General features: G+C 71.2%; 26 protein-coding genes. 5 read left to right on the top strand and 21 right to left on the bottom strand.

What is annotated here, in order from left to right; translation table 11 throughout:
* Positions 1-218: 218 nt before the first annotated feature.
* Positions 219-1316, bottom strand: a complete 1098-nt coding sequence (hemE, locus tag EV684_RS21305) for a uroporphyrinogen decarboxylase (RefSeq protein WP_132649360.1) — start codon at positions 1314-1316, stop codon at positions 219-221.
* A gap of 7 nt (positions 1317-1323) precedes the next feature.
* Positions 1324-2070, bottom strand: a complete 747-nt coding sequence (locus EV684_RS21300; protein WP_132649359.1) for a Rossmann-fold NAD(P)-binding domain-containing protein — start codon at positions 2068-2070, stop codon at positions 1324-1326.
* 86 nt (positions 2071-2156) lie between these two features.
* Between EV684_RS21300 and EV684_RS21295 the strand changes: the two genes are divergently transcribed.
* Genes EV684_RS21295 through EV684_RS21285 form a run of 3 tightly spaced genes read left to right on the top strand, consistent with a single transcriptional unit; the run spans position 2157 to position 4184 of the window.
* Positions 2157-2759: a LemA family protein gene (locus EV684_RS21295; protein WP_132649358.1), complete on the top strand. Its 603-nt coding sequence runs from the start codon at positions 2157-2159 to the stop codon at positions 2757-2759.
* A gap of 10 nt (positions 2760-2769) precedes the next feature.
* The gene (locus EV684_RS21290) at positions 2770-3687 is read left to right on the top strand and encodes a TPM domain-containing protein (RefSeq protein ID WP_132649357.1); all 918 of its coding nucleotides are present in this window, start codon (positions 2770-2772) and stop codon (positions 3685-3687) included.
* Positions 3687-4184: a TPM domain-containing protein gene (locus tag EV684_RS21285; RefSeq protein ID WP_132649356.1), complete on the top strand. Its 498-nt coding sequence runs from the start codon at positions 3687-3689 to the stop codon at positions 4182-4184. The genes EV684_RS21290 and EV684_RS21285 overlap by 1 nt, the downstream gene beginning before the upstream one ends.
* A gap of 21 nt (positions 4185-4205) precedes the next feature.
* On the opposite strand, the gene EV684_RS21280 is transcribed toward EV684_RS21285, so the two are convergent.
* The 13 genes from EV684_RS21280 to EV684_RS21220 all read right to left on the bottom strand — a co-directional run bounded on the left by EV684_RS21280 (position 4206) and on the right by EV684_RS21220 (position 16470).
* The gene (locus EV684_RS21280; RefSeq protein WP_200222457.1) at positions 4206-6713 is read right to left on the bottom strand and encodes a TonB-dependent siderophore receptor; all 2508 of its coding nucleotides are present in this window, start codon (positions 6711-6713) and stop codon (positions 4206-4208) included.
* Between the two features lie 88 nt (positions 6714-6801).
* Positions 6802-7770: a FecR domain-containing protein gene (locus tag EV684_RS21275; RefSeq protein WP_132649355.1), complete on the bottom strand. Its 969-nt coding sequence runs from the start codon at positions 7768-7770 to the stop codon at positions 6802-6804.
* 17 nt (positions 7771-7787) lie between these two features.
* On the bottom strand, positions 7788-8303 hold the full coding sequence (locus tag EV684_RS21270; RefSeq protein WP_132649354.1) for a sigma-70 family RNA polymerase sigma factor: 516 nt from the start codon (positions 8301-8303) through the stop codon (positions 7788-7790).
* A gap of 94 nt (positions 8304-8397) precedes the next feature.
* Complete coding sequence (gene ppk2 / locus EV684_RS21265; RefSeq protein WP_132649353.1) at positions 8398-9195, bottom strand: polyphosphate kinase 2; 798 nt, start codon at positions 9193-9195, stop codon at positions 8398-8400.
* 84 nt (positions 9196-9279) lie between these two features.
* Positions 9280-9699, bottom strand: coding sequence for a F0F1 ATP synthase subunit epsilon (locus EV684_RS21260; RefSeq protein ID WP_009858588.1), 420 nt, complete (start codon positions 9697-9699; stop codon positions 9280-9282).
* Between the two features lie 62 nt (positions 9700-9761).
* Entirely contained in the window at positions 9762-11162 is a 1401-nt protein-coding gene (gene atpD / locus EV684_RS21255; RefSeq protein ID WP_132649352.1) for a F0F1 ATP synthase subunit beta, read from the bottom strand.
* 25 nt (positions 11163-11187) lie between these two features.
* The gene (gene atpG / locus EV684_RS21250) at positions 11188-12066 is read right to left on the bottom strand and encodes a F0F1 ATP synthase subunit gamma (RefSeq protein WP_132649351.1); all 879 of its coding nucleotides are present in this window, start codon (positions 12064-12066) and stop codon (positions 11188-11190) included.
* Positions 12067-12081: 15 nt separating this feature from the next.
* Complete coding sequence (gene atpA, locus EV684_RS21245; RefSeq protein ID WP_132649350.1) at positions 12082-13635, bottom strand: F0F1 ATP synthase subunit alpha; 1554 nt, start codon at positions 13633-13635, stop codon at positions 12082-12084.
* Between the two features lie 34 nt (positions 13636-13669).
* Entirely contained in the window at positions 13670-14200 is a 531-nt protein-coding gene (locus EV684_RS21240; RefSeq protein WP_132649349.1) for a F0F1 ATP synthase subunit delta, read from the bottom strand.
* Position 14201: 1 nt separating this feature from the next.
* Complete coding sequence (locus tag EV684_RS21235) at positions 14202-14672, bottom strand: F0F1 ATP synthase subunit B (protein ID WP_132649348.1); 471 nt, start codon at positions 14670-14672, stop codon at positions 14202-14204.
* A gap of 85 nt (positions 14673-14757) precedes the next feature.
* On the bottom strand, positions 14758-15021 hold the full coding sequence (gene atpE / locus EV684_RS21230; RefSeq protein WP_009858582.1) for a F0F1 ATP synthase subunit C: 264 nt from the start codon (positions 15019-15021) through the stop codon (positions 14758-14760).
* A 71-nt stretch (positions 15022-15092) separates the two neighbouring features.
* On the bottom strand, positions 15093-15965 hold the full coding sequence (gene atpB / locus EV684_RS21225; protein WP_132649347.1) for a F0F1 ATP synthase subunit A: 873 nt from the start codon (positions 15963-15965) through the stop codon (positions 15093-15095).
* A gap of 25 nt (positions 15966-15990) precedes the next feature.
* Positions 15991-16470: an ATP synthase subunit I gene (locus EV684_RS21220; RefSeq protein ID WP_132649346.1), complete on the bottom strand. Its 480-nt coding sequence runs from the start codon at positions 16468-16470 to the stop codon at positions 15991-15993.
* A gap of 202 nt (positions 16471-16672) precedes the next feature.
* On the opposite strand from EV684_RS21220, the gene EV684_RS21215 reads away from it, so the two are divergent.
* On the top strand, positions 16673-18799 hold the full coding sequence (locus EV684_RS21215; protein ID WP_132649345.1) for a protein-disulfide reductase DsbD family protein: 2127 nt from the start codon (positions 16673-16675) through the stop codon (positions 18797-18799).
* Here the strand turns inward: EV684_RS21215 and EV684_RS21210 are convergent, their stop codons facing one another.
* The 5 genes from EV684_RS21210 to EV684_RS21190 are packed head-to-tail and all read right to left on the bottom strand — an operon-like array spanning position 18800 to position 23323.
* The gene (locus tag EV684_RS21210) at positions 18800-20377 is read right to left on the bottom strand and encodes a glycerol-3-phosphate dehydrogenase/oxidase (protein WP_132649344.1); all 1578 of its coding nucleotides are present in this window, start codon (positions 20375-20377) and stop codon (positions 18800-18802) included.
* Positions 20374-21252: an SMP-30/gluconolactonase/LRE family protein gene (locus EV684_RS21205; protein ID WP_132649343.1), complete on the bottom strand. Its 879-nt coding sequence runs from the start codon at positions 21250-21252 to the stop codon at positions 20374-20376. The genes EV684_RS21210 and EV684_RS21205 overlap by 4 nt, the downstream gene beginning before the upstream one ends.
* Before the next feature lie 2 nt (positions 21253-21254).
* Positions 21255-22106 carry an aldose 1-epimerase gene (locus tag EV684_RS21200; protein WP_132649342.1) on the bottom strand — a complete coding sequence of 284 codons (852 nt, stop codon included), beginning with the start codon at positions 22104-22106 and terminating at the stop codon, positions 21255-21257.
* 4 nt (positions 22107-22110) lie between these two features.
* Positions 22111-22626 (bottom strand): GNAT family N-acetyltransferase, encoded by a 516-nt coding sequence (locus tag EV684_RS21195; protein WP_132649341.1) that lies wholly within the window; start codon positions 22624-22626, stop codon positions 22111-22113.
* Positions 22627-22630: 4 nt separating this feature from the next.
* Positions 22631-23323: a cytochrome b/b6 domain-containing protein gene (locus EV684_RS21190; RefSeq protein ID WP_132649340.1), complete on the bottom strand. Its 693-nt coding sequence runs from the start codon at positions 23321-23323 to the stop codon at positions 22631-22633.
* 193 nt (positions 23324-23516) lie between these two features.
* Between EV684_RS21190 and EV684_RS21185 the strand changes: the two genes are divergently transcribed.
* Positions 23517-23972 (top strand): c-type cytochrome, encoded by a 456-nt coding sequence (locus EV684_RS21185; RefSeq protein WP_132649339.1) that lies wholly within the window; start codon positions 23517-23519, stop codon positions 23970-23972.
* A gap of 77 nt (positions 23973-24049) precedes the next feature.
* Here the strand turns inward: EV684_RS21185 and EV684_RS21180 are convergent, their stop codons facing one another.
* Positions 24050-24778 carry an alanyl-tRNA editing protein gene (locus EV684_RS21180; RefSeq protein WP_132649338.1) on the bottom strand — a complete coding sequence of 243 codons (729 nt, stop codon included), beginning with the start codon at positions 24776-24778 and terminating at the stop codon, positions 24050-24052.
* Positions 24779-24782 lie beyond the last annotated feature (4 nt).

Raw genomic sequence — 24782 nt, 5'->3', positions numbered from 1 at the left:
GAAGCTGCGTCCAGCGCGCCCAAGTCCTTGATTCTGCAAGCCCGGAGGTTCTTTGCGCGTTTTAGCGGCAGCCAACCGAGCCTATAAAAATCAATAACTTAGCGAAGACAAACGGCCCCGGAGGGGCCGTTGTGTCGGGGACGGTGCGGCGCCTGGGCGCAGCACCTATTCTGGGGATAAGTCAAGCCTTCGAGAAGGGCAAACGCTGCCCTGAGCACTCACTTACCGGCCGCGCGAAGCAGGCGGCCATGGTTGTGCACCGCTTCGACGAGCGCGGTGACGTGATCCGGCGGCGTGTGCTGGCTGATGCCGTGGCCGAGGTTGAAGACGTGGCCGCCCCAGCCGCCGTCGGCACGCTGCGGGGCGCCGAAGCTGTCCAGCACCTTGGCCGCTTCCTTGGCGATGACTTCGGGCGTCGAGAACAGCACCGCCGGGTCCAGGTTGCCCTGCAGCGCGACGCGGTCGCCGGTGCGACGGCGGGCGTCGCCCAGGTTGGCCGTCCAGTCCAGGCCGACGACGTCGGCGCCGATCGCGGCGATCTGCTCGAGCCAGATGCCGCCGCCCTTGGTGAAGACGATGACCGGGATCTTCTGGCCGTCGTGTTCGCGCTTCAGGCCGGCGACGACGCGGCGCGTGTACTCGAGGCTGAATTCCTGGAAGGCGCCGTCGGCGAGCACGCCGCCCCAGCTGTCGAAGATCATCGCCGCCTGGGCGCCGCATTCGATCTGCTGGTTCAGGTAGGCGGTGACGGCCTGGGCGTTGACGTCGAGGATGCGGTGCAGCAGGTCGGGGCGCGCGTACAGCATCTGCTTGATGATGCGGTAGTCGTCCGAGCCGGCGCCTTCGACCATGTAGCTGGCCAGCGTCCAGGGGCTGCCGGAGAAGCCGATCAGCGGCACGCGGCCGTTGAGCGACTTGCGGATCAGCGTCACGGCGTCGAAGACGTAGCGCAGCTTGTCCAGGTCGGGCACCTGCAGCGCCGCGACCGCGGCTTCGTCACGCACCGGATGTGCGAAACGCGGGCCTTCGCCGGCACCGAAGCTCAGGCCCAGGCCCATCGCGTCGGGCACGACCAGGATGTCGGAGAACAGGATCGCCGCGTCCAGCGCGTAGCGGTCCAGCGGCTGCAGCGTCACCTCGGTGGCGTACTGCGGGTTGGTGGCCAGACCCATGAAGCTGTTGCCCGCCTTCTCGCGCGTGGCGCGGTACTCCGGCAGGTAACGACCGGCCTGGCGCATCAGCCAGAGCGGCGTGTGGGTCGTGGGCTGGCGCAGGCACGCGCGCAGGAACTGGTCGTTTTGGAGGGGGGCGAACATCGGCGAATTATCGCCGTGCCAGTGCCGCCGCCAGTTTGATCTCGGCTTGGTTCTCGTCAGGCTCGCGTGCGGCGTCGGCCAGTTGCTCGGGCGCCAGCACGCGTGTGCCCGGCGCCGTGGCGGGCAGCAGCCGGCCGATCGCCACGACCAGCTGCGCCAGGCGCACCGTGCGCACCGCCGCCTGCGGGGCCGGGATCATCCAGCGCAGCTGCGACAGCCACCAGCCGACCAGGCGCTCGACGCCGGAGCGCCCGGCCTCGGGCGTCGCGCCCTGCGCTGCACGCAGGAAGACGCAGTGTTCGAAGTCCAGCGCCGCGACCGCGTGTTCGGTCTGCGACGCGAAGCCCTGGGCCAGCGCAGCCGGCAGCAGCGCCGGCGCGTGCGGCACGACGACGACCAGCCGGCGCACGCCGGCGGCCTGCAGCCGCGCAGCCAGTGCCGGCAGCTGCGCCGGGTCCGGGCGCACGAAGGCGTCGTCGCGGCCGTTGGCATGGCGGTCACGTTCGAGGACGACGAAGGCGATGTCGGCGACCGGCGCCGCCGGCGCGTCCAGTGCGGCCTCGGGCAGCGCGGCGAAGCCCTCCAGCGTCGCTGCCAGCGGCGCCGCGACCAGCGCCGCCACCTGGGCAAAACGCCCCGCGACGAGCGCCTCGGCCAGCAGCGCCGAGCCCAGCACGCCGCCGGCTCCGACGACGAGCGCGCGCTCGCGCGGTGCGAGGCAACGGGCAGGCGGCGGCAGGGGGGCGGCGGACATCGTGAGCGATCGTAGCCGCCGCAGGCCAGCGCCGCCCGTGGGGCCGTCGGCCGTCGTAGCATCGGGCGCCCAAGAAGGAGGACGCAATGGGATTGACGAGGTGGATCGCGGTGTTCGGCGTCGTGCTGGCCCTGTCGGGCTGCGGCTACAACGACTTCCAGCGCCTGGACGAGCAGACCAAGTCGCGCTGGGCCGAGGTGCTGAACCAGTACCAGCGCCGCGCCGACCTGGTGCCCAACCTGGTCGCCACCGTCAAGGGCGAGGCCAGCTTCGAGCAGGAGACGCTGACCCGAGTCGTCGAGGCGCGCGCGCGGGCCACGTCGATCCAGGCCACGCCCGAGCTGGTCGACAACCCCGAGGCCTTCCGCAAGTTCCAGGCGGCGCAGGGCGAGCTGTCGGGCGCGCTGTCGCGCCTGCTGGTGGTCAGCGAGAACTATCCCGCCCTGCGCGCCAACCAGGGCTTCCAGGACCTGCGTGTGCAGCTCGAAGGCACCGAGAACCGCATCACCGTCGCGCGCAACCAGTACATCCAGGCGGTGCAGGAGTACAACGTGCTCGCACGCAGCTTCCCGAACAACCTGACGGCGATGGTCTTCGGCTACGAGGTCAAGCCCAGTCTGCAGGTCCAGGACGAGGCGGCGATCAGCCGGCCGCCGGCGGTGAACTTCGAGAGCCCGGCGTCCCGGTGAGCGCCTGACCATGCAGCGCCTGCTGCGCGCGCTGGCCCTGGGGCTGGCGCTGTTCGTTCCGGCGGTCTTCGCCCAGGGCGGGCTGAAGCCCGTGCCGGCGCTGACGGCGCGTGTCATCGACCAGACGGCGACGCTGGCGCCGGCGGCGCGCGACGCGCTCGAAGCCAAGCTGGCCGCCTTCGAGGCCGAGGCCGGGCCGCAGATCGTCGTGCTGATCGTGCCCGACACCGCGCCCGAGGACATCGCCGCCTACGCCTGGCGCGTGGCCGACCAGTGGAAGATCGGCCGGCGCGAGGTCGGCGACGGCGTGCTGGTGCTGGTCTCGATGGGCGACCGGCGCGTGCGCATCGAGGTCGCGCGGGCGCTCGAAGGCGCGATCCCCGACCTGGCGGCGCGCCAGATCATCGACCGGGCGATCCGGCCCGCGTTCCGCGAGGGCGACTACGCCGGCGGGCTGGACGCCGGCGTCGACCAGCTGATCGCGCGCATCCGCGGCGAGCAGCTGCCGGCGCCCGAAGGTGGTGCCGCACGCGGCGAGGACGGCACGCAGATCCAGGACTGGGGGCTGCTGCTGTTCTTCGGCGTGCCGGTGATGGCGACGGTGCTGTCGCGGGCGCTCGGCCGCAAGCTCGGCGTGCCGCTGACGGCCGGCATCGCCGGCGGCGTCGCGTGGTGGGTGACGGCCAGCGTGCTGGTCGCGGCGGGGGTCGGCGTCGCCGCACTGGTGCTCGGCCTGGTCTTCAGCTTCGCGTCGGTGCTGCGCCAGATCGGCGGCGGCTCGGGCCGCGGCGGTGGCGGCTGGGGAGGCGGCGGCTGGGGCGGAGGAGGCGGCTTCGGCGGTGGCGGCGGTGGTGGTTTCGGCGGCGGAGGTTTTTCCTCCGGTGGTGGTGGCAGTTTCGGCGGCGGCGGCGCCTCGGGAGGCTGGTGATGGACATCGCACGCGGGTGGCGCCATCTGTTCGCCGACGAGGGCGACGTGCGCCGGGTGCTGGACGCTGCGGCGATGGCGCGCCTGGGCGAGCGTGTGCGCGCCAGCGAGGCCCGGCATTCGGGCGAGATCCGGCTGTGCATCGAAGCCGGGCTGCCCTGGCCGTGGCTGCAGCGGCCGGTGCGCGAGCGGGCACTCGCGGTGTTCGCCGAACTCGGCGTCTGGGACACCGAGGCCAACAACGGCGTGCTGATCTACCTGCTGCTGGCTGATCACGCGATCGAGGTCGTCGCCGACCGCGGCGTGATGCGTCACGCGCCGGCCGGCCACTGGGAGACGGTCGTCGCGACGATGCGCGAGGCTTTCCGCGCCGGGCGTTTCGAGGACGGGCTGGCGCAGGCGATCGATGCCGTCGACACGCTGCTGGTGCGCCACTTCCCGCTGGCCGAGGGCGAGCGCAACCCGAACGAGCTGCCCGACGCGCCGCACGTGCGCTGACGGCGGCGCGCCGGCCCGGCGCTAGAAGAAATAGCGCGCGGTCAGCGTCGCGGCCCGCGGCGAGCCGAACACGTTGCCGCCGGTCGCCCAGCCGAGGGTCTCGTAGTAGCGCCGGTCGAAGACGTTGTCGACGTTGAGCTGCAGGTCCAGCGCCGGGCTCGCCTGGTAGCCCGCGCTCAGGCCCCAGACCGCCCAGCCGCCCTGGCGGATGCGGCTGTCGTCGCTCGAGACCACGCTGTTCTGGGCGTAGACCTTGGCGCCGACACGCCAGCGCGAGAGTTCACCCGGCAGCCGGTAGCGCGTCGACAGCTTGAACTGGTGGCGCGGCAGGTCGCTGTCGTAGAGCCGGCCGATGTTGGCGGCGTTGCTGTCCTGCGTGTACTTGGCGGCGGCGTAGGTGTAGCCGGCCGTGAGCTGCCAGGCCGGGGTCAGCGCGCCGCTGAGCTCCATCTCGACGCCCTTGCTCTCGACTTCCCCCGAGGCGCGCTTGCAGTAGCCCCAGCTGCTGCCGGGGCAGGGGTTGGGGCCGTCGAGGTCGTCGGTGGCGCGGTTGCGCTGTTCGATCAGGAACACGGCGAGGCTGGCGTTGAGGCGGCCGTCGAGGTACTCGCCCTTGACCCCGAGCTCGTAGTTGCGCCCGGTGATCGGGTCGAGCAGCTGGCCGTCGCGGTCGCGGCTGGACTGGGGCTCGAAGATCTCGGTCCAGCTGGCGTAGGCCGAATGCCGCGCGTCGATCTCGTAGACCAGCCCGGCGTACGGCGTGAACTCGTCGTCGACCTCGTAGCCCGTGCCGTTGCCGTGGTTGCGGAACTCGTAGGCGCTCAGGCGCGCACCGAGCACCAGCTTCAGCGGATCGGCGAGCTGCAGCCGCGTCGCCGCGTAGAGCGCCTTCTGGCGCGTCGTGTACGAGTAGCGCCACAGCGACATGTCGATGTCGGGCTCGGCGACCGCCGAGGCGTCCCAGTCGTAGGGATCGACCACCGGGCCGTCGGCGCTCCAGGCGTAATCGGCCCAGCCGCCCCAGTTGCGGTTGTCGTAGCGGCGGTAGCTGGCGCCGAGCACGAGTTCGTGGCGCCGGCCCCAGAGCTCGAACGGCCCCTGCAGCGAGGCGTCGTAGCTGTCCTGCCGGTTGTCCAGCCGGTAGTGCTGGGTGTCCTGGTGCAGCACGCCGTCGATGCGGCTCAGGTTGGAGTACACCATGTCCTGCTCCGGGCGCTTCCAGGTGGCGGCCAGGCGGGCCTGCCAGCCACCGGCGAAGCGGTGCTCGAGTTCGGCGAAGGCGGTGTTGTCGGTCTGGTGCCAGTAGTCGAAGTCGTTGGCGTAGTTGCTCGAGCGGTCCAGCCCGGGCAGGAAGCTGCCGTCGGCCGCGGTCGGCTGCCCCGGGATGAAGCCGTCGTTGTCCACCTTGCGGTGGTACAGCCCGAGGGTGGCCACGGTGGCCGGTGTCAGGTCGGCCTCGACGATGGCGTAGAAGAGGTGGTTGCGGTCGTGCGCGGTGTCGTAGAAACGCTCGCTGTCCTGGGCGCTGACGACGGCGCGGCCGCGCAGCGTGCCGGCCTCGTTCAGCGGCCCGCCGACGTCGGCGACGCTGCGCACGTTGTTCCAGCGGCCCAGGCTCAGGCTGACGCTGCCCTGGAACTCCTCCGTCGGGCGCTTGCGCACGAGGTTGATCGCGGCCGACGGCGTGCCGGCGCCGGTGGTCAGCCCGGTGGCGCCGCGCACGACTTCGACGCGGTCGTAGATGTCCAGCGAGTCGTTGTCGGCGTTGAAGGTGCCGTTGGCCCCGGTGCTGGTCGGCAGGCCGTCGATCAGCAGGTTGGAGACGGCGAAGCCGCGGGCGCTGAAGCTGCCCGACTCGCCGGCGTAGTAGCCCTTCTGCATCGTCAGGCCGGTGACGTTGCGCACCGCATCGTCCAGCGTCGTCAGGTTCTGGTCCTCGATCTGGCTGCGCGTGAGCACGCTGACCGACTGCGGCGTCTCGCGCACCGACATCGGCAGGCGGGCGGCCGTGTTCATGCGGCGCGTGGTGTACGAGCCCGTGCCCTCGGTGGCGGCGGGGTCGGCGGCGGCGCGCGCCGTGAGCGCCGGCAGGCTCTGCGCGGCGGCGGTCTCGCTGCCGGCCTGGGCGGAGGCTGCACGCAGCACGTAGCCCCCCGGCCCGAGCGCGAGCGCCTGCAGCCCGGTGCCGTCGAGCAGCAGGCGCAAGCCGTCGGCGGTCGTGTGGCGCCCCTGCAGGCCGCGGGTGCGGCGCTCGCCCAGCACGGCGGGATCGGCGCTGACACTCACGCCCGCCGCCGCGGCGAACACCGGCAGCGCGGCGCCCAGCGGGCCGGCGGGCACCTGGAAGTCGTGGGTGGCCGTGTCGGCGGCCGCCTGCACGGCCGCCGACTGGGCGTGGGCGGCGGGGATCGCCGAGGGCATCGCGCCGAGCGCGAGCACGGTGGCACAGGCGCCGGCGGCGCGGCTCAGGGGCATGGCGCCGGGCCGGCGGCGCGTCTGCGCGCGGCGGCTGCGGGGTCCTGGGGTCATGGGGGTTCCTTCGCTGTGGTCGCTGTCAGGCAGGGAGCTGCCATCGAACAGGACACGCGAAGGGTTCGAAAGGGGCCAGCAGGCGGTTTCAGCGTGCGCCGCGCGGGGCGACCGTGATCCAGTAGCGCGTGCGTTCGAGCACACGCACCGGCAGCAGCCGGGCGAGGTTGTCCAGCACGGCGTCGGTGTCGTTGAGCATGAAGGCGCCGCTCAGGCGCAGCCCGGCCACCGCGGGCTCGCAGCGGATCATGCCGGGGCGGTAGCGCGACAGCTCGGCGAGGAACTCGTCCAGGCGCATGTCGTCGACGGCCAGGACGCCGCGTGCCCAGAGGGCCGCGGCGGGCGGCGCCGCGTGCGCTGGCTGCACCGCGCGGCGGTCGAACACGGCCTGTTCGCCGGCGTGCAGGCGCCGTGTTGCAGCGCCGTCGCGCGGCGCGATATCCACTGCGCCGTCCAGCACCGCGACCTGGCAGCGCTCGTCGTGCAGCCGGACCGTGAAACGTGTGCCGAGCGCGCGCACGCGGCCGGCGTCGACGTCGACGACGAAGGGCCGTGGCGGCTGCCGCGGGTCGCGCGCGGTCTCGACGAGCAGCGCGCCGGCGTGCAGCTGCAGCCGGCGCAGGTCGGGGCCGAAGTGCGCGTCGGCGGCGCTGGCGGTGTCCAGCACCATGCGGCTGCCGTCGGCCAGCGTCCATGGCCGCCACTCGCCGGTGGCCGTGGTGTACGCGGCCGAGGCGCGCGACGCGGCGGGTAGCGTCTGCCAACCCAGCCAGCCGGCCCCCGGGGCCGCGATCAGCAGCGCCAGCGTGCGCAGCTGGCGCCGGCGTTGCGGCCGCGCGAGCGTCGGCCGCGCCAGCACGGCGGGCACGGCGGCCGCCTGACGGCTCACCTGCTGGGCGCGCTGCCAGGCGAGTTCATGCGCCGGGGCCTGGGCGCGCCAGGCGGCCAGGGCGTCGTGGTCGGCGGCACTCGCGCCGCCCGCGTTCAGCCGCACGAACCACTCGGCCGCCTGCATCGCCACCTCGCGCGTGAGCACGGACTGCTGCGCTGCGCTCATCGGGGCAGCCTGGGGCCTCATGCGCCCAGCAAGATGCACTCGGCCATCGCCTGCGCCATGTAGCGCTTCACCGAGCGCAGCCCGATGCCGAGTTCGGCGGCGATGTCGGCGTAGCTCAGGCCCTCGACCTGGGCCAGCACGAAGACCGTGCGCACCTTCGGCGGCAGGCCGTCGAGCATGGCGTCGACCTCCTGCAGCGCCTCCAGCGTGAGAACCCGCTGTTCGGGCGAGGGCTGGTGGGCCGGCGGCAGGGCGTGCAGGGCCTGCAGATACGCCGCCTCCAGAGACTGGCGCCGCAGGTGGTTGAGCAGCAGGCGCCGCGCCACCGTCGCGAGATAGGCCCGCGGCTCGTGCAGAGGGCCGGCGTCGGGGTGGGCGGGCGAGCAGAGCAGGCGCATGAAGGTGTCCTGCGCCAGGTCGGCGGCCTCGAAGGCATTGCCCAGCTTGCGCCAGAGCCAGCCGTGCAGCCAGCCATGGTGCTCGCGGTACAGGCCGGCGACCTCGTGGTGGGGGGGGCTCAGGGCCTGGGTCATGCTGCACGGGACAGGGCTTCGGCTGGGAATGCGAAGCGTTCGCATCGGATTCTAAAGCCCGGGCGGCACGGCGCCGCAGCGCGCCGGCAGGCGTTCAGATCGGCTTGAGCGGCCCGTCGAAACGTTCGACCAGCGGCGGGTGCCCCAGCGGCGGGAACTCGAGCTTCGCCTCGGGCACCTTGCGGTCGGGGATGCGGTCGATCAGGTCGCGGATCAGGCGCAGGCGCCCGATGCGCTGGTCGTTGAAGTCGACCAGCGTCCACGGCGCGTGCGCGGTGTGAGTGGCCTTGAGCATCACGTCGCGGGCGTGGCCGTATTCGGCGTAGCGCGTGCGCGCCTGCAGGTCCACCGGCGAGAGCTTCCAGCGCTTGAGCGGGTCGGCCAGGCGGTCGGCGAAACGCAGCTCCTGGCGTTCCTGGTCGACGGTGAGCCAGTACTTCAGCAGCAGGATGCCGTCGTCGACGAGCAGCTTCTCGAACACCGGCGCCTGTTTCAGGAACGCCTTGGCCTGGGCCTCGCTGCAGTAGCCCATCACGCGCTCGACGCCGGCGCGGTTGTACCAGCTGCGGTCGAAGAGCACGATCTCGCCGGCGGCCGGCAGGTGCGCGACATAACGCTGGAAGTACCACTGCGTGGCTTGGCGCTCGGTCGGCTTGGGCAGTGCGACGGTGCGGCACTGGCGCGGGTTCAGCGTCGAGGAGATCGCCGAGATGACGCCGCCCTTGCCGGCGGTGTCGCGGCCCTCGATCAGCACCAGCAGGCGTTTGCCGGTGTGCTGCAGCCAGCGCGCGAGGTCGTTGAGCTGCAGCTCCAGCGGCTCGAGCTGCGCCAGGTAATCGGCCTTGGAGATCTTGCCGTTGGTGCCGTCGCCGTGTTTCGTCTTCTTGCCCATGCGCCGATGATGCCCCCGGCATGCGGCCAATGAAAAGGCCGCCGGCGCTCTCGCGCGGGCGGCCCGTCGTGCGGACGTCGCAGCTTACTTGCGGCGCAGCTTCTGGATCGCGGCGATCTGCGCGGCCATGGCCGCGAACTCGCTCTGCGCCTTCGCCAGGTCGATGTCGCTCTTGGCGTTGCGCATCGCTTCCTCGGCCAGGCGCTTGGCCTCGGTGGCCTTGGCCTCGTCGAGGTCGTGGCCGCGGATGGCCGTGTCGGCGAGCACCGTCACGACGTTGGGCTGCACTTCCAGGATGCCGCCGGCGACGAAGACGAACTCCTCCTCGCCGTTGTCGGCGCGCTCGATGCGCACCGCGCCCGGCTTGATGCGGGTGATCAGCGGCGTGTGGCGCGGCAGGATGCCGAGCTCGCCGTTCTCGCCCGGCAGCGCGACGAACTTGGCCTCGCCCGAGAAGATGCTCTCCTCGGCGGAGACGACGTCGACGTGAATGGTCTTGGCCATGGGGGTCCTCGGATGGAAGAAGGATCAGGAAGCGGCGGGGCGCCAGGCGCCCCGGGGGCCGCTTACTGGATCTTCTTGGCCTTCTCGAAGGCTTCGTCGATCGTGCCGACCATGTAGAAGGCCTGCTCCGGCAGGTGGTCGCACTCGCCGTTGACGATCATCTTGAAGCCGCGGATCGTTTCCTTCAGCGGCACGTACTTGCCCGGCGTGCCCGTGAACACCTCGGCGACGTGGAAGGGCTGCGACAGGAAGCGCTGGATCTTGCGGGCGCGGGCGACAGCCAGCTTGTCTTCCGGCGACAGCTCGTCCATGCCCAGGATCGCGATGATGTCGCGCAGTTCCTTGTAGCGCTGCAGCGTGGCCTGCACCGCACGCGTCGTGCTGTAGTGCTCCTCGCCGACGACGTTCGGGTCGATCTGGCGCGAGGTCGAGTCCAGCGGGTCGACGGCGGGGTAGATACCCAGCGCGGCGATGTCACGCGACAGAACGACGGTGGCGTCCAAGTGGGCGAAGGTCGTGGCCGGCGACGGGTCGGTCAGGTCGTCCGCAGGGACGTACACGGCCTGGATCGAGGTGATCGAGCCGACCTTGGTCGAGGTGATGCGCTCCTGCAGGCGGCCCATTTCCTCGGCCAGCGTCGGCTGGTAGCCCACCGCCGACGGCATGCGGCCCAGCAGCGCGGACACTTCGGTGCCGGCCAGCGTGTAGCGGTAGATGTTGTCGACGAAGAACAGCACGTCGCGGCCTTCGTCGCGGAAGGCCTCGGCCATCGTCAGGCCGGTCAGCGCCACGCGCAGACGGTTGCCCGGCGGCTCGTTCATCTGGCCGTAGACCATCGCCACCTTGGACTCGGACAGGTTCTCCTGCACGACGACCTTGGAGTCCGACATCTCGTGATAGAAGTCGTTGCCCTCGCGGGTGCGCTCACCGACGCCGGCGAACACGGACAGACCCGAGTGCGCCTTGGCGATGTTGTTGATGAGCTCCATCATGTTGACGGTCTTGCCGACGCCGGCGCCGCCGAACAGACCGACCTTGCCGCCCTTGGCGAACGGGCAGATCAGGTCGATGACCTTGATGCCGGTTTCCAGCAGTTCCTGCGACGGCGACAGCTCGTCGTAGGCCGGGGCCTTGCGGTGGATCGTCGCGGTGTGGGTCTGGTCGACCGGGCCACGCTCGTCGATCGGGTTGCCGAGCACGTCCATGATGCGGCCCAGCGTCGCCTTGCCGACCGGCACGGTGATGCCGGCACCGGTGTCGGTGACCATCAGGCCGCGGCGCAGGCCGTCCGACGAGCCGAGCGCGATGGTGCGCACGACGCCGTCGCCGAGTTGTTGCTGCACTTCCAGCGTCAGCGGCGAGCCTTCGAGCTTCAGTGCGTCGAAGATCTTGGGCATCTGGTCGCGCGGGAACTCCACGTCCACGACGGCGCCGATGCACTGAACGATCTTGCCTTGTGCCATTTTGAGCTTCCTTCGATTCGTATCTTTAGACGGCGGCGGCGCCACCCACGATTTCCGTCAGTTCCTTCGTGATCGCGGCCTGGCGGGTCTTGTTGTAGACGAGCTTGAGCTCGGCGATCAGGTTGCCGGCGTTGTCCGTGGCGGCCTTCATCGCGACCATGCGCGCGCTCTGCTCGCTGGCCATGTTCTCGGCCACGGCCTGGTAGACCAGGGCCTCGATGTAGCGCGTGAGCAGGTCGTCGATGACCACCGACGCCTCGGGCTCGTAGATGTAGTCCCAGGCGTAGGCCTTCTTCTCGGAGGCGGTCTGCTCCAGGCGCGCGGGCGCCAGCGGCAGCAGCGGCTCGACCATCGGCTCCTGCTTCATCGTGTTGATGAACTTCGTGTAGCAGAGGTGCACTTCGTCGATCTCGCCGGCCACGAAGGCGTCGAGCATGACCTTGACCGGGCCGATCAGCTTCTCGAGCTGCGGTGCGTCGCCGAGCTGGATCGCATGGCTGATGACCTGCGCGCCGATCCGGTTCAGGAAGCCGAAGCCCTTGTTGCCGATCGCCACCGTCGCGATCGAGCCGCCGGCCGACTGAACTTCCTTCATCTTCTGCGTGACGGCACGCAGGATGTTGGTGTTCATGCCGCCGCACAGGCCCTTGTCGGTGCTCACGACGATGAAGCCGACCTTCTTCGTCGTGCCGCCGGTGCGCAGGTAAGGCGACTTGTATTCCGGGTTGGCTTCCGACAGGTGCGCAGCGATGTTGCGCACCTTGTCGGCGTACGGGCGCGCGGCGCGCATGCGCTCCTGCGCCTTGCGCATCTTGGAGGCGGCGACCATTTCCATGGCCTTGGTGATCTTCTTGGTGTTCTCCACCGATTTGATCTTGCCGCGAATTTCCTTGCCGACCGCCATGGTCTGGGCTCCCGGTTAGGCGAAGGACTTCTTGAACGCGGCGATCGCGCCGGCCAGCTCTTCCTCGGCGGCCTTGTCCATCGCCTTGTCGTTCTCGAGCTTGGCCAGCAGTGCGGCGTGGCTCGACTTCAGGTGCTGGTGCAGGCCGTGCTCGAAGGCGAGGACCTTCTTCACGTCGATGTCGTCCAGGTAGCCCTTGTTGGCGGCGTACAGCGTCGCGGCCATCAGGCTGATCGGCAGCGGCGAGTACTGGGCCTGCTTGAGCAGTTCGGTCACGCGCGCGCCGCGGTCGAGCTGCTTGCGGGTGGCAGCGTCGAGGTCCGAGGCGAACTGCGCGAACGCGGCCAGTTCACGGTACTGCGCCAGGTCGGTACGGATGCCGCCCGACAGGCTCTTGATCAGCTTGGTCTGCGCGGCGCCACCGACGCGCGACACCGAGATGCCGGCGTTGATCGCGGGGCGGATGCCGGCGTTGAACAGGTTGGTTTCCAGGAAGATCTGGCCGTCGGTGATCGAGATCACGTTCGTCGGCACGAAGGCGGACACGTCGCCGGCCTGGGTCTCGATGATCGGCAGCGCGGTCAGCGAACCGGTCTTGCCCTTGACCTCGCCCTTGGTGAAGGCCTCGACGTAGTCGGCGTTCACGCGCGCGGCACGCTCGAGCAGACGGCTGTGGAGATAGAACACGTCGCCAGGGAAGGCTTCGCGGCCCGGCGGGCGGCGCAGCAGCAGCGAGACCTGGCGGTAGGCGACGGCCTGCTTGGACAGATCGTCGTAGATGATCAGGGCGTCCTGGCCGCGGTCGCGGAAGTACTCGCCCATCGTGCAGCCAGAGTAGGCCGACACGTATTGCATCGCCGCCGATTCCGACGCCGAGGCCGCGACGACGATGGTGTAGTCCATCGCGCCGGCTTGTTCCAGGGAGCGCACCACGTTCTTGATCGACGAAGCCTTCTGGCCGATCGCGACGTAGATGCAGGTCATGTTCTGACCCTTCTGGTTGATGATCGCGTCGATCGCCACCGCGGTCTTGCCGGTCTGGCGGTCGCCGATGATCAGCTCGCGCTGGCCACGGCCGATCGGCACCATCGAGTCGATCGACTTCAGGCCGGTCTGCACCGGCTGGTCGACCGATTTACGCGCGATCACGCCCGGGGCGACCTTCTCGATGACGTCGGTCATCTTGGCGTTGATCGGGCCCTTGCCGTCGATCGGCTGGCCGAGCGCGTTGACGACGCGGCCGATCAGCTCGGGGCCGACCGGCACCGACAGGATCTGGCCCGTGCACTTGACGGTGTCGCCTTCGGAGATGTGCTCGTACTCGCCCAGAATCACCGCGCCGACGGAGTCGCGCTCGAGGTTCAGAGCCAGGCCGTAGGTCGGCTGGCCGCTCGCGGTGGGCGGGAACTCCAGCATTTCGCCGGCCATCACCTCGGACAGGCCGTGAACGCGGCAGATGCCGTCGGTCACCGAGACGACCGTACCCTGGTTGCGGATGTCGGTCGAGACGCCAAGGCCTTCGATGCGGCTCTTGATCAGCTCGGAAATTTCAGCGGGATTCAGGTTCATAGGTTCTCCTCGAAGGGCGCACGCTCGACGGCTGTCAGGCGGTCAGGGCGGCCTTCATCTGTTCGAGACGGGCGCGGACCGAGGTGTCGAGCACCTCGTCGCCGACGACGGCGCGCACGCCGCCGATCAGCTCCGGGTCGACTTCGACGTGCGCGTTCAGCTTGCGGCCGAAGCGCTTCTCGAGCGAGGCCGTGACCTCGGCGAGCTGCGCGCCGTCGAGCGGGAACGCGCTGTAGACCGTCGCGTCGGAGACGCCGCCGGAGGCGTTGACCAGGGCGCGGAACTGGGCCGCGACCTCGGCCAGCGCCACGAGGCGGCCGTTTTCGATGACGGTGCGCAGCAGGTTGGCCATGCGCGGGTCGAGCGCCTGGCCGACGACGCCGGCGATGACGTCGTAGACCTGCGAGGCCGGCACCTTCGGGTGGTCGGCGAACTGGCGCAGTTCGGCGTTGCCCGCCACGGCGGCCAGGGCGTCGATCTGCGGCGCCAGGGCCGCGGCGTCGCCGCCGGCGGCCTGGAACAGCGCTTCGGCGTACGGCCGGGCGACAGTCGCGAGCTCCGCCATGTCAGAGCTCCGCCTTCAGGCGCGACAGCAGCTCGGCGTGAACGCCGGGATTCACCTCGCGACGCAGGATCTGCTCGGCGCCCTTGACGGCCAGCCCGGCGACCTGTTCGCGCAGCGCTTCGCGGGCCTTCACGGCTTCCTGCTCGGCTTCGGCTCGCGCCGCAGCGATGATCTTGGCCCCTTCCTCGGTGGCACGCCCCTTGGCTTCCTCGATCATCTGCTGCGCGAGACGCTCGGCGTCGGCGAGACGCTTCTGGGCATCGTTGCGCGCAACCGAGAGTTGCTGCTCGACGCGCTGGTTCGCAGCCGCCAGATCGGACTTGGCCTTGTCGGCCGCCGACAGACCGTCGGCGATCTTGGCGGCGCGCTCGTCGAGCGCCTTGACGATCGGCGGCCAGACGAATTTCATCGTGAACCCGACCAGGATCAGGAACACGATCATCTGGATGATCAGTGTCGCGTTGATGCTCACTTTGTGTCCTCGAAACGCTTGTGGCGATAAACGGCTGCGTCGCGCTGAGCCGTCCGATTCGCGGCGCTGAAGGCCGCGTGCCGGATTACTTCGCCAGGGCGGCGATCTGGCCGAGGAACGGGTTGGCGGTGGTGAACCACAGCGCGATACCCGTGCCGATGATGAACGACGCGTCGATCAGGCCGACCAGCAGGAACATCTTGGTTTGCAGTTCGCCCATCAGCTCGGGCTGACGCGCGGCCGATTCGAGGTACTTGCTGCCCATGACGCCGATACCGATACAGGCGCCAGCGGCGCCGAGACCGATGATCAGGCCGGCGGCGAGAGCGACGAGACCGATGAGTTCCATGATGACTCCTTGCTAAATGCGAAAGTGGAGAAAGGGGAAGATGGGGCAGGGATCCGCCCCGGGGCTAACCGTCAGTGCGAGTCGTGCGCCTGACCGATGTACACCAGCGTCAGCATCATGAACACGAACGCCTGCAGCGTGATGATCAGGATGTGGAAGATGGCCCAGACGGTCCCGGCCACGATGTGCAGCAGGGACAGCACCAGACCGCTGGCGGAAAGGGTGAAAGCACCGCCGAGCAGCGCGATCAGCAGGAAGATCAGCTCGCCGGCATACATGTTGCCGAACAGCCGCATGCCGTGCGAGATGGTCTTGGCGACGAACTCGACGAGCTGCATCGCGAGGTTGACGATGCCCAGCAGCACGGCGAACAGCGGGTTCTTGCTCGTGCCGAACGGCGCGGTGACGAGTTCGTGCGCGAAGCCGCCGATGCCCTTGATCTTCAGGTTGTAGTACAGGCACAGCAGCAGCACCGTGCCCGACAGCGCCATCGTGATCGACAGGTCGGCGGTCGGCACGACGCGCAGGTAGGCCTCGGGGTTGCCGCTGGCGGTCTGCCACAGCCAGGGCAGCAGATCGACCGGCAGCAGGTCCATCGCGTTGAGCATGAAGACCCAGATGAAGACCGTCAGCGCCAGCGGGGCGACGAACTTGCGGCTCTGGGCGTTGTGCACGATGTCCTTGGCCTGGTTGTCGACCATCTCGACGAGCAGCTCGACGGCGGCCTGGAAGCGGCCCGGAACGCCGGAGGTGGCCTTGCGGGCGGCCATCCACAGCAGGCCGCAGGTCAGGATGCCCAGCGTGACGGCGAAGAACACCGAGTCCAGGTTGATGACCGAGAAGTCGACGACCCCGGTCTGGTGACCGGTCTGCGCGTGGTGCAGGTGGTGGACGATGTACTCGCCCGCGGTCGGCGCGTGTCCTGCGGTTCCTTCGGCTGCCATGTCGTGATCGTCCCGTGTCGTCGTGTCAGCGGCCGCGCCACAGGAGCGCGACCCAGTAGGTCTTGATGCACAGCACCAGGCTTGCCAGCAAGGCCGGCCAGCTCAGGTCCTGCACGAGCTTCGACGCCAGCATCAGCATGGCGACCGAAACCGCGATCTTCACCGACTCCCACAACATGAAGCTGACGGCACCGGAGCCGGGCGACATGATGCTGAAGCGGCTGGTCGCACCGCGCGCCATCAGGGCGCTCGGCAGGACCACGGTGGCAGCGCCGTAAAGCGCCGACCATCCGGCTGCCAGGCGGCCCGTGATCAACGCTGCGAGCAGCGCCACCACCACGCCGACCACCACCTGGGCAAGGATCACCCGCCACGGAGACAGCAGCGGGTTCTTCTGGCGCAGGACGCGAGCTTGCTCGCGGGTCAGCGGCTTGAAGGCAGCCAGGTCCGTCGCGTCCTCATCGTCCTCCCACGGGTCGGCCTGCAGTTTTCGGTCGATCGCCATGATGAGTCGGGGGAAGCGGACAGCAAAGCCGGCGCATTATACGGATAAACCCCGGTCAAACCGGAACACCCGGAAACGCGCTATGGCGGCCCTGCGCGGCGCCGGGTCGAGGCCGTCGCGGCAGCGGGCGCTGGCGGACAATCGGGGCCCTTCGGCGCCCGCTGCGCCCCTCTCGACGGCCCTGGCCGCCGGCCCGTTTCCGATGCTGCTCCTGCGCCCGCTGCTGTCCCTCGCCTGCCTCGTTGTCGCGCTGGCCGCGCCGCCCGCTTCCGCGGCTCCGGGCGCCGTCGTGACGACCCCCCAGGTGCGGGCCGAACTCGTCGCCCACGCGCCCGAGGGGCTGGGTCCCGGCCGGCCGATGGCGCTGGGCCTGCTGCTGCGCCACCAGCCCGGCTGGCACAGCTACTGGAAGAACCCCGGCGACTCGGGCCTGCCGACGAGCTTCACCTGGACGCTGCCCGAGGGCGCCGCCGCGGGCGGCATCCGCTGGCCGACGCCGCAGCGCCTGCCGGTCGGGCCGCTGATGAACTTCGGCTACGACGGCACGCTGCTGCTGGCGGTGCCGCTGACGATCGCCGACGGTTTCAAGGGCGATCGCCTGGACCTCACGCTGCACGCCGAGTGGCTGGTGTGCAAGGAGGTCTGCATCCCCGAGTCGGGCGAGTTCACGCTGTCGCTGCCGCGCGAGCAGGCGATCGCGACGCACGCCGCCGAGTTCGCCGCCGCCGAGGCCGCGCGGCCCGTGCCCGCCGCCGGCACGACCGCCAGCGCCCGCATCGAAGGCCAGGCCGTCGTCGTCGAGCTCCAGGGCCTGCCCTCCGACTGGCAGGGCGCCGCGCTCGATGTGCTGCCGGCCACCGCCGGCGCGCTGCGTCATGCCGCGCTGCCGCAGGCCTCGTGGTCGGGCGCGTCCTGGACCGCACGCCTGGAGATCGACCCTCAGCGCACCGAGTCGCCGCAGGCGCTGGAGCTGGTGCTGGTGCGCGAGGGCGCGCCGGCCGGCCTGGAGATCACGGCCGCCGTCGCCGGCGCCTGGCCGCCGGTGGCCGACGCCGTGGCGGGCACCGAACCCTTGGCCACGCCTGCCGCGCCGCCGGCCGACACCAGCCTGGCCCTGGCGCTGGCGCTGGCCTTCGGCGGCGGCCTGCTGCTGAACCTGATGCCCTGCGTCTTCCCGGTGCTGTCGCTGAAGGTGCTGGGTTTTGCCGCGCACGCGCATGACCGCGGCAAGCTGCTGGCCGGCGGGCTGGCCTACACCGCGGGCGTGGTCGCCTCCTTCGTCGCGCTGGCCGGGCTGCTGCTGGCGCTGCGCGCCGGCGGCGAGCAGCTCGGCTGGGGCTTCCAGCTGCAGCAGCCGGGTGTCGTCGCGGCGCTGGCCGTGCTGTTCACGCTGATCGGCCTGAACCTGGCCGGCGTCTTCGAGTTCGGCTCGGTGCTGCCGTCGTCGTGGGCGGCGGCGCGTGCGCGCCATCCGCTGGTCGACTCGCTGCTGACCGGCGTGCTCGCGGTCGCCGTTGCCTCGCCGTGCACGGCGCCGTTCATGGGCGCCTCGCTGGGCGTCGCGGTGACGCTGCCGGCGGCGCAGGCGCTGACCATCTTTGCCGCGCTGGGCCTGGGCATGGCCGCGCCCTACCTGCTGGCCAGCGCCTGGCCGCGGCTGGCCGGCGCGCTGCCGCGCCCTGGCGTCTGGATGGCGCACTTCAAGGTCGTGATGGCCTTCCCGATGTTCGCCACCGTGGTCTGGCTGGTCTGGGTGCTGGGCCAGCAGGCGGGCATCGACGGCGCCGCGGCGCTGCTGGCCTTGCTGGTGGCGCTGGCTTTTGCCGCCTGGGCCTTCGGTTCGCATGCGCTCGGCGCGCGGGCCCGCACCGGCTTCGGGCTGCTGTCGCTGGCGCTGCTGGGCGCGACGCTGGCCTGGGCGCTGCCGGCCTGGCGCGAAGCGCCATCGGCGGCAGCCACCGCCGAAACCGACTGGCAGCCCTGGAGCGCCGACCGTGCCGCGCAGGCGCTGGCCGAGGGCAAGCCGGTCTTCGTCGACTTCACCGCGGCCTGGTGCGTGACCTGCCAGGTCAACAAACGCACGACGCTGTCGCGCGACGAGGTGCTGGCCGAGTTCCGCGCGCGCGGTGTCGTGCTGCTGCGCGCCGACTGGACGCGCCGCGACGCGGCGATCACCGCCGAGCTGGCGCGCCTGGGTCGTAGCGGCGTGCCGGTCTACGCGCTGTACGCGCCGGGTGGCGGCGCGCCGCGTGTGCTCAGCGAGATCCTCAGCCCGGCCGAGGTGCGCGGGATGCTGGCCGAACTGCCGGCCGTGGCGCCGCCGGCCTGATCAGGGCAGCCGCGCGTAGCGCGCGGCCAGCGCCTCGAACGGCGCCGGGTCGAGCTCACGCCCGAGTTCGTCGCCGAGGATCGCGGCCACCGCGCCGGCCAGGCGGCCGGCCTCCGCCGCGTCCAGGAACAGCAGCCGCGAGCGCCGCGCCAGCACGTCCTCGACCGTGCGTGCCGCCTCGTGGCGGGCGGCGAAACGCACCATCGCCTCGCTGAGGCCGCCGTCGCCATCGCGCCAGAGCCAGTGGTCCGCGCCGGGCAGCGCGCGCAGCGCCGCGGCTTCGCTGCCGTAGAGGTGTTCGCCCGGCGGCGCCGTCAGCGAGTGCCCCGGCGCCGCGCCGACGAGCTGCAGCCGCGCCGTCGCGCCGGCCGGCCGGCGCGGCAGCAGGCCTTGCGCCATGCAGCGCTCCAGCACGTCCTCGGCCATCGCGCGGTAGGTCGTCCACTTGCCGCCGGTGACGGTGACCAGGCCGCTGGGCGACACCAGCACGGTGTGCTCGCGCGACAGCGCCTTGGTGTCGCCGGCTTCGCCGTCGTGGCGCACCAGCGGGCGCAGGCCGACCCAGACCGAACGTACGTCCTCGCGCCGCGGCGCCTGCTGCAGGTAACGCGCGCTCTCGCGCAGGATGAAGTCGACCTCGGCCGGGAAGGGCTGCGGCTCGCGCGCCAGGTCCTCGCGCGGCGTGTCGGTGGTGCCGAGGATCAGCTTGCCCAGCCAGGGCACGGCGAAGAGCACACGGCCGTCGGCCGTCTTGGGCACCAGCAGCGCGTGCGTGCCGGGCAGGAAACGCCGGTCGACGACCAGGTGCACGCCCTGGCTGGGCGCCACCAGCGGCTTGCGCGGCACGGCACCGGCCTCGCGATCCAGCTCGCGCAGCGTGTCGACCCAGACGCCGGCGGCGTTGACGACGCAGCGTGCCGACAGCGTCGCCTCGGCGCCGGTCTCGGCGTCGCGCACGACGACGCCGTGCACGCGGCCGTCGCGGCGCTGCAGCGCGACGGCGGCGCAGTGGTTCAGCACGACGGCGCCGCGTGCGGCCGCGGTGCGCGCCAGCAGCACGGCGTAGCGGGCGTCGTCGAACTGGCCGTCCCAGTACTTGACGCCGCCCCACAGTCCGCGCGGCTGCACGCCGGGCAGCAGCGCACGCACGCGTGCGCTGGCCAGCCATTCGGTGGCGCCCAGCCCGCGGGCGCCGGCCAGCGTGTCGTAGAGCTTGAGGCCGGTGCCGTAGAAGGCGCGCTCCCACCAGTGGTAGCCCGGCATCACGAAAGGCAGCGGCTGGGCGACGTGCGGCGCGTTGGACAGCATCGCGGCACGTTCGTGCAGCGCCTCGCGCACCAGGTTCACGTTGCCCTGCGCGAGATAGCGCACGCCGCCGTGCACGAGCTTGGTCGCGCGCGACGAGGTGCCCTGGGCGAAGTCGTGCGACTCGACGAGCGCGACCGACAAGCCGCGTGCCGCGGCGTCCAGCGCCACGCCCAGCCCGGTGGCGCCGCCGCCGACGACGAGCAGGTCCCAGTCGCGGCGTTCGGTGAGGCGCGCCCAGCGGCGTGCGCGGTCCTCGTTGGCGGGCTTCACGCGTGAACGAAGTTCACCGGCAGACCCGGCACGTCCACGCGCAGCACCAGCACGCGGCCGTCCAGCGGCCCGGCCGCGCCCTTGGGCATGGCGCTGGTGATGTACAGGGTGCGCAGGTCCGCGCCGCCGAAACACGGCATCGTCGGGCAGCGCACCGGCAGCGGCAGGTCGGCGAGCACGCGCCCGTCGCTCGCGAAACGCAGCAGCCGCGCGCCTTCGTACATCGCCACCCAGTAGCCGCCCTCGACGTCGACCGCGGCGCCGTCAGGGCGGCCGACGTAGCCGTCGAGCGAGCCGTCGGCGGGCTTGAGCGGGAACTGGTGGAACAGCCGCCGCCGCGACAGCGAGCCGTCGCCGGCGTCGAAGTCGAAGGCCTCGATGCGGTGGGCCTGCGTGTCGCACCAGTACATCGTCGTGCCGTCGGGGCTCCAGGCCAGGCCGTTGCTGGTGCTGGCGGCGTCGAACTGCAGTTCCAGCGTGTCGTCGGCCCAGCGGTACAGCGCGGCACGCGGCGGCAGCCGTGGCTCGCAGATCGTGCCGGCCCAGAAGCGGCCCTGCGGGTCGGCCTTGCCGTCGTTGAAACGCTGGGAGGCGCGGTCGTAGGGTGGCGGCGCCAGGCGCTTCGTCGCGCCGGTGGTCAGGTCCAGGCGGAACAGGCCGTCGCGGCGCGCCAGCATCAGGCCGCCGTCGAGCCGAGGCGCGACGCAGCCGACTTCCTCGGGCTGGTCCCAGCTGTCGTGCGCGCCGTCGCGCGCTCGCCAGCGGTGCACGCGCCGGCCTGGAATGTCGCACCAGTACAGCGCGCCCTGCTCGGGCCACCAGAACGGCGACTCGCCGGTGCCGCAGGCGGCGACGGGCAGGGCGTCGATCTGCATCCTCAGACGGCGGCGATGTCCAGCCGCATCCAGGCCTCGGTGCCGGCGCCCGGCGCGACGTCGACCAGCCCGTTGGCCAGCGGGTCGGCCATGTGGACCGCGTTGCTGACGTGGCTCACCGGCTCGACGCAGAAGTAGGGCTTGGTCGGCGGCGTGTAGACCACCAGGCGCGACATCGACGAGGTGAGGCGCAGCGACAGCTTCTCGTCGCGCAGGCGTGCCGGCCCGCTCCAGCCGTCGAAACAGTGGTCGAAGCTCAGGTGGGCGACGTCGGCGTCGATGCCCGGCTGCGGCACGGCGCGCGTCGGCAGGCCGCTGGCGTCGCTGTCCCAGCGCTGGGCGACCTCGGCGTGCAGCCGGCTGCGTGCGCGCTTGGGGAAGTACGGGTGCCAGCCCAGGCCGACCGGCTGCGGTTCGCCGCCGGTGTTGCGCAGTTCCAGCGCGACCTTCAGCGCGTCGGGTTCGAGGGCAAAACGCTGCAGCACCTCGAACGCGAAGGGCCAGTGCGAGTCGCCCGGGTGCGCCAGGCGCAGTGTCGCGCTCGTCGCGTCGGCCTCCAGCACCTCCCAGCCGCGCTGCCAGGCGATGCCGTGCAGCGAATGCGGGCTGCCGGCTTCGTTGGGCGCGGTCGTGTGGTCATGGCCGTGCCAGCGCAGGCGGCGGTAGCCCAGGCGGTTGGAGTACGGCACCAGCGGGTAGCAGGCCGCCAGGCGCGAACTCGCCAGCTCGGCGGGTTCGGTGCTGCGCATCACCGGCAGTTCGCCGAGCCAGAGGCCGGCGATCGAGCCGCCGAGGTCAGGGCGCAGGGCCAGGCGCAGATCGCCGGCACGGAGTTCGAGGCAGGAGGGGGTCATGGGGTCACCAGCGTGTCAGACCGTCGGCCAGGTCGGCGCGCAGGTAGTGCGCCCCCGGAATCGGGTTGTAGTAGTAGGGCGGGATCTCCTCGAAGCCGAGCGACTCGTAGAGGCCGCGTGCGGCCTCCATGTCGTCCAGCGTGTCGAGCAGCATGTTGGAATAGCCGGCCTGCACCGCGCGCTCGAGCAGCGCCTGCGCGACGATGCGGCCGATGCCGAAACCGCGGAAGGCGCGCCGCACGTACAGGCGCTTCATCTCGCAGGCGTTGGTGTAGTCGACGTCGGCCAGCGCACGGAAGGCGCCGCAGCCGGCCACCTGGCCGTCGACCAGCGCCAGCAGCAGCGTGCCGGCCGGCGCGGCGTAGTCGCCGGGCAGCTGCGCCAGCTCCTCGTCGAAGCTCTGGAAACAAAGATCGATGTCCAGGCCCTCGGCGTACTCGCGCAGGATCTCGCGCGCCGCGTCCAGCAGCGTGTCGTCGCCGGTGGCGGGCTCGACGAGCTGGATGTCGGGCGTGTCCACGGCGTCAGCTCAGCGCGCCGAGCGACACCACCCAGCTGACCAGCGCCCAGGCCGCGGCGCCCAGCACCAGCGCCAGCAGGCGTTGCGACCAGCCGTCGGCGCTGGCCGGCGTGCCGGCGGGCAGCGGCTTGTCGCCGGTGAGCATCGGCAGCACGAGGTTGTGGCCGCGCAGGCGGTGGAAGACGATCGAGGCGATGTGCAGCGACACGAGGGCGATGATGATCCATTGCCCCGGCCCCTTGTGCCAGGCGGTGGCGTCGAGCGCGGTCTCGCTCTCGACGAAACGCCACAGCGGGCCGGTGTTGGCGATCTCGTCGTCGGCGACGAGCCCGGTGGCGATCTGCAGCGAGACGATGCCCAGCAGCGCGAAGACCGAGAAGCTGCCCAGCGGGTTGTGGCCGACCTCGATCATCTCCTCGGGCCGCGTGCGGCCCTTCAGGTAACGCAGCACCGTGCCGGGCGCGTAGATGAAGTGCACGAATCGCGACCAGCGGCCGCCCACCAGGCCCCAGACGAGGCGGAAGGCGATCAGCCCGAAAGCGACGTAGCCGGCCTTGAAGTGCCACTCCATCGCGTTGCCACCGATCTTGCCGCTGACGAAGCAGACGACGATCGCAGCGGCCAGCGCCCAGTGGAACAGGCGTGTGGGCAGGTCCCAGATGCGGGTCGGGCGGGACGTCGGTTCGATGGCGGCCATGGGATGTCGCAGGCTCCTTGTTGCGAGGTTCGAGGCGCAACCATAACGCCAACCGGAGGCGCTGCCGCCGGATGTCGGCGATCCACGCCGTGTTTGTCGAAACCCGGGGTGGTATCGGCGCGTGGGGTTATAGACTCCGCGCCGCCGGGCGCTGCGCCCGCGCACCCTGCATAACCCACAACGGAGTGCCCGCATGAAGAAGATGTTGCTCGTGGCTGCCGGCCTGGCCGGCCTGGCCACTGCGCTGCCAGCCGCCGCCCAGTTCCAGAAGCCGGGTGACGCGATCGAGTACCGGCAGAGCGCGTTCACGCTGATCGCGAACCACTTCGGCCGTGTCGCCGCGATGGCACAAGGCAAGGCGCCGTTCGACGCCAAGGTCGCCGCCGAGAACATCGCGCTGGTCTCGACGCTGTCCAAGCTGCCGCTGACCGCCTTCGGCCCGGGCACCGACAAGGGCCACGGCACCGAGGCCAAGCCCGCGGTCTGGTCCGACGCTGCCGGCTTCAAGGCCGCTGCCGACAAGTTCGCCGCCGCCGTCGACAAGCTCGACGCCGCCGGCAAGACCGGTGACTTCGCCCAGATCAAGGCCGCGGTCGGCGAGACCGGCGGCGCCTGCAAGGGCTGCCACGACAAGTTCAAGGAAAAGTGATCGCCGCGGCGCTGCGGCGCCGCTGAACACTCGCCCATCGGCGAAGCGAGGCTCAGGCCCGCTTCGCCGATTTCGCTTCAGCCTCCAGCAAAGCCGAGCACGACGCGCCGGGTCCGTGCGGACTTCTTCTCGATCTTGGTCACGACGACCGCGCCGATCTCGGCCGTGTTGCCGACGTGCGTGCCGCCGCAGGGCTGCAGGTCCACGCCCTCGATCTCGACCAGGCGCACGCGGCCGTGGCCGCGCGGCGGCTGCACGCTCATGCTGCGCACGAGCTGCGGGTTCGCATCCAGTTCGTCCTCGGAGATCCAGCGTGTGCGCACCGGCCGTGCCTCGGCGACCAGGCGCGCCAGGCCGGCCGTCAGCGCGTCCTTGTCCAGCGGCTCGGTCATGTGGAAGTCCAGCCGCGCGTAGCCGGCGGTGATCGAGCAGCCGTCCACCGGCTGCGGCACCAGCGCGCACAGCAGGTGCGTCGCGCTGTGGAAACGCCGGTGCGCCTGGCGGCGGGCGACGTCGATCGCCGCGCGCACGGCGGTGCCGGGCGCCAGCCACGACAGATCGGCGCCTTCGGCCGGGCGGTGCACGACGACCCCCGGGTGCTCGGGGTGCTTGCGTGTGTCGGCGATGGCGACACGGCGGCCGTCGGCGGCGATCAGCGCGCCGGCGTCGCCGGCCTGGCCGCCGCCTTGCGGGTAGAACACCGTGCGGTCGAGCACGATGCCGCCGTCGGTCTCGACGGCCAGCACCGTCGCGTCGCACTCGGCCAGCGTCGCGTCGTCGCGGAACAGTTCTTCGGTGGTTTGCATCGTG

The sequence above is a fragment of the Rubrivivax gelatinosus genome, assembly GCF_004340905.1.
In the GTDB taxonomy this organism is placed as follows: domain Bacteria; phylum Pseudomonadota; class Gammaproteobacteria; order Burkholderiales; family Burkholderiaceae_C; genus Rubrivivax; species Rubrivivax gelatinosus.
This window is presented reverse-complemented; position numbering and strand designations above follow the sequence as displayed.

What these genes read in the sequence shown, in the direction of transcription:
- hemE (WP_132649360.1), bottom strand. Translation starts at nt 1,316, where the DNA reads ATGTTCGCCCCCCTCCAAAACGACCAGTTCCTGCGCGCGTGCCTGCGC.
- EV684_RS21300 (WP_132649359.1), bottom strand. Translation starts at nt 2,070, where the DNA reads ATGTCCGCCGCCCCCCTGCCGCCGCCTGCCCGTTGCCTCGCACCGCGC.
- EV684_RS21295 (WP_132649358.1), top strand. Translation starts at nt 2,157, where the DNA reads ATGGGATTGACGAGGTGGATCGCGGTGTTCGGCGTCGTGCTGGCCCTG.
- EV684_RS21290 (WP_132649357.1), top strand. Translation starts at nt 2,770, where the DNA reads ATGCAGCGCCTGCTGCGCGCGCTGGCCCTGGGGCTGGCGCTGTTCGTT.
- EV684_RS21285 (WP_132649356.1), top strand. Translation starts at nt 3,687, where the DNA reads ATGGACATCGCACGCGGGTGGCGCCATCTGTTCGCCGACGAGGGCGAC.
- EV684_RS21280 (WP_200222457.1), bottom strand. Translation starts at nt 6,713, where the DNA reads ATGACCCCAGGACCCCGCAGCCGCCGCGCGCAGACGCGCCGCCGGCCC.
- EV684_RS21275 (WP_132649355.1), bottom strand. Translation starts at nt 7,770, where the DNA reads ATGAGCGCAGCGCAGCAGTCCGTGCTCACGCGCGAGGTGGCGATGCAG.
- EV684_RS21270 (WP_132649354.1), bottom strand. Translation starts at nt 8,303, where the DNA reads ATGACCCAGGCCCTGAGCCCCCCCCACCACGAGGTCGCCGGCCTGTAC.
- ppk2 (WP_132649353.1), bottom strand. Translation starts at nt 9,195, where the DNA reads ATGGGCAAGAAGACGAAACACGGCGACGGCACCAACGGCAAGATCTCC.
- EV684_RS21260 (WP_009858588.1), bottom strand. Translation starts at nt 9,699, where the DNA reads ATGGCCAAGACCATTCACGTCGACGTCGTCTCCGCCGAGGAGAGCATC.
- atpD (WP_132649352.1), bottom strand. Translation starts at nt 11,162, where the DNA reads ATGGCACAAGGCAAGATCGTTCAGTGCATCGGCGCCGTCGTGGACGTG.
- atpG (WP_132649351.1), bottom strand. Translation starts at nt 12,066, where the DNA reads ATGGCGGTCGGCAAGGAAATTCGCGGCAAGATCAAATCGGTGGAGAAC.
- atpA (WP_132649350.1), bottom strand. Translation starts at nt 13,635, where the DNA reads ATGAACCTGAATCCCGCTGAAATTTCCGAGCTGATCAAGAGCCGCATC.
- EV684_RS21240 (WP_132649349.1), bottom strand. Translation starts at nt 14,200, where the DNA reads ATGGCGGAGCTCGCGACTGTCGCCCGGCCGTACGCCGAAGCGCTGTTC.
- atpE (WP_009858582.1), bottom strand. Translation starts at nt 15,021, where the DNA reads ATGGAACTCATCGGTCTCGTCGCTCTCGCCGCCGGCCTGATCATCGGT.
- atpB (WP_132649347.1), bottom strand. Translation starts at nt 15,965, where the DNA reads ATGGCAGCCGAAGGAACCGCAGGACACGCGCCGACCGCGGGCGAGTAC.
- EV684_RS21220 (WP_132649346.1), bottom strand. Translation starts at nt 16,470, where the DNA reads ATGGCGATCGACCGAAAACTGCAGGCCGACCCGTGGGAGGACGATGAG.
- EV684_RS21215 (WP_132649345.1), top strand. Translation starts at nt 16,673, where the DNA reads ATGCTGCTCCTGCGCCCGCTGCTGTCCCTCGCCTGCCTCGTTGTCGCG.
- EV684_RS21205 (WP_132649343.1), bottom strand. Translation starts at nt 21,252, where the DNA reads ATGCAGATCGACGCCCTGCCCGTCGCCGCCTGCGGCACCGGCGAGTCG.
- EV684_RS21200 (WP_132649342.1), bottom strand. Translation starts at nt 22,106, where the DNA reads ATGACCCCCTCCTGCCTCGAACTCCGTGCCGGCGATCTGCGCCTGGCC.
- EV684_RS21190 (WP_132649340.1), bottom strand. Translation starts at nt 23,323, where the DNA reads ATGGCCGCCATCGAACCGACGTCCCGCCCGACCCGCATCTGGGACCTG.
- EV684_RS21185 (WP_132649339.1), top strand. Translation starts at nt 23,517, where the DNA reads ATGAAGAAGATGTTGCTCGTGGCTGCCGGCCTGGCCGGCCTGGCCACT.
- EV684_RS21180 (WP_132649338.1), bottom strand. Translation starts at nt 24,778, where the DNA reads ATGCAAACCACCGAAGAACTGTTCCGCGACGACGCGACGCTGGCCGAG.